This is a genomic window from Streptomyces sp. NPDC054956 (genome assembly GCF_053609185.1).
Genome location: NZ_JBSGXB010000563.1, coordinates 1 through 2,380, shown reverse-complemented (window position 1 = coordinate 2,380; position 2,380 = coordinate 1). Strand labels below are relative to the sequence as shown.

The 2,380-nt window shown below is 73.3% G+C and carries 2 protein-coding genes and 1 pseudogene; all 3 read left to right on the top strand.

Going from position 1 to position 2,380, the window contains the following annotated elements:
- Nucleotides 1-84: 84 nt before the first annotated feature.
- Complete coding sequence (locus tag ACWGDE_RS38260) at nt 85-1,302, top strand: alginate lyase family protein (RefSeq protein WP_453393697.1); 1,218 nt, start codon at nt 85-87, stop codon at nt 1,300-1,302.
- A 26-nt stretch (nt 1,303-1,328) separates the two neighbouring features.
- The gene (locus ACWGDE_RS38255; protein WP_453393696.1) at nt 1,329-1,721 is read left to right on the top strand and encodes a PPOX class F420-dependent oxidoreductase; all 393 of its coding nucleotides are present in this window, start codon (nt 1,329-1,331) and stop codon (nt 1,719-1,721) included.
- Between the two features lie 45 nt (nt 1,722-1,766).
- A pseudogene (locus ACWGDE_RS38250) lies at nt 1,767-2,380 on the top strand (hypothetical protein); the annotation flags it as partial.

Sequence of the window (2,380 nt, the reverse complement as noted above, 5' to 3'; positions counted from 1 at the left end):
CCGTTAGGGCGGGCCCGGCGGCCGAACGGCGCAATGGGCGGTGGGAGGGGCCGGGCGCGGGGGAAGCGTGAAGGCGTGTCAGACATGAACGCATCCGCATCCAAGCGACTCGGTCTAGGAATCATCGGCGCCCTCCTCGCGGGCGGCCTGCTGCTCGCGGCCTGCGCCGCCCCCGAGGGCCGGGCCCACGCCAAGGACCCGGGCGACGTGGTCTTCCGCCACCCGGGCGTCGTCGTCAGCCACACCCAGCTCCAGCAGGCGAAGCAGATGGTCGCGGCCGGCAAGGAGCCGTGGGCCTCCGCGTACCGGGCGCTCCTCAAGAACCGCTACGCCTCGCTCGACTACACGGCGCACCCGGCCGACGTGGTGCCCTGCCCCTTCAACTCGGGCCCGCAGTCCTGCCTCGACGAACGGCAGGACGCGATCGCCGCCTACACCCACGCCCTGCTGTGGTCGGTGAACGGCCGGACCGCCCACGCCCGCAAGGCCGTGCAGATCATGGACGACTGGTCGGCCGTGATGAAGCGTCACGCCGAGGACAACGCCGGACTCCAGGCCGCCTGGTCCGGCTCAACCTGGGCGCGGGCCGCCGAGATCATGCGCGCCGACTACCCGAACTGGGGAGAGACCCACGTCGCCCGCTTCAAGCAGATGCTGCGCACCGCCTACCTCCCCGCCGTCCGCGCGCAGGTGCCGGCGTACAACGGCAACTGGGAGCTGGCCATGACGGACGCGGCCATGGGCATCGCCGTCTTCCTGGAGGACCAGGTGGTCTTCCGGGAGTCCCTGGAGCGGTTCCGCGAGCGCGTCCCGGCGTACTTCTACCTGAAGAAGGACGGCCCGCACCCGGTGGCCCCGCCGCGCACGGGCATGGACTCGGCGGACAAGGTGAAGTCGTACTGGTTCGGCCAGGGCACCTACGTCGACGGCATCGCCCAGGAGACCTGCCGCAACCTGATGCACGTCGGCTACTCGCTCGCCGCGTCCGCGCACATCGCGGAGACGGCGTGGCACCAGGGCGTCGACCTGTACGGGGAACAGGGCGAGCGGATCGGGGCGGCGCTGGAGTTCCACGCGAAGTACCAGCTGGGGGAGGAGGCGCCCGCGTGGCTGTGCGGCGGCACCGTGGAGCGCACCATGGGCCCCGACCTGGAGGTGGCGCTCCAGCACTACGAGGTGCGGGCGGGCGCGAAGCTGCCGTACACCCGGCAGCTGGTCGAGAAGACCCGGCCGGCCGGGACGGACGACCTGTTCGTGGCGTGGGAGACCCTCAGCCACGGGGAGAAGCCGCCGGTGGCGTAGCGGAGGCCTGCGCGTAGGGTCGGCGCATGACGGTCGAGGAACTGGGCAAGGCGCGGTACGTCAGTCTCACCACCTTCCGCAAGGACGGCACCCCGGTGGCCACACCGGTGTGGGCCGTGGCGGACGGTGGTGAGCTGTACGTGTGGACGCGGAGCGATTCGTGGAAGGTCAAGCGGATCGCGCGCGACGGGCGGGTCACGGTCGTGGCGTGCGACGTGCGCGGGCGCGTGGTCGAGGGGGCCGCGGTGTTCGAGGGCGAGGCGCGGCTGCTGGACGAGGCGGGGCTGACGCGGGTGCGGAAGCTGATGTCGCGCAAGTACACGTGGCAGTTCTGGGCGGTGGACGTACCGGCCGCGGTGGCCCGCCGGGGCAAGCGACCGCACACAGCGATCGGTGTGACACTCGCCGTCAAGCTTTGAGATTCCCGTAGCCCGCCCGTAACACGGGTGGGATGCAATGCGGGGATGGAGACCGCGACTTCGCAGGTGATCGGTCAACTCTCCGGCTACATGCGGGGGTTGATGCAGAGGCTGGATCCAGGGGCGGGCTGGTGCGGGGAGTTCCTGCGGCGGGACCCGGAGGGCATGAGGGCCTGCCTGGACGGAGCCGCGATGCCGCCGTGGGACGTACTGGAGTCGCTGCTCGGTGACTTGGCGGGTGCGGTGGGCCCGGTGGCGCTCGCGCGGGAAACGGAGTACGCGGCGGGCCTGCGGGCGGCGGCCGTGGAGGTCTGGGACCGGCTGCCGGGCGGCGAGGAGGAACTCCGCACGCTGCTGGCCGCGGCCGGCGAGCAGTGGACACAGGCGCAGGCGGCGCTGCGCGCGCTGTCGGCGCGGCTCGCGGAGACGGCGGACCGCGCGGCGGCGGACGCCCTGACCAGGGAACTCTCCTGGACCCGCGACGACGCGGCCCGCGCGGCCTCCCGCGAGGCGGACCTGACGGCCCGCTTGGCGGCGACTTCGGGAACCGCGGCCCGGACCGGGGCCTCGGCCCCGTCCGGCCACCCGGCACGGGCGGACCGGCCGGGCTCCGCCGGTGAGTGGCCCGGCCACCCGGCGCGGGCGGACCGGGCCGGCGG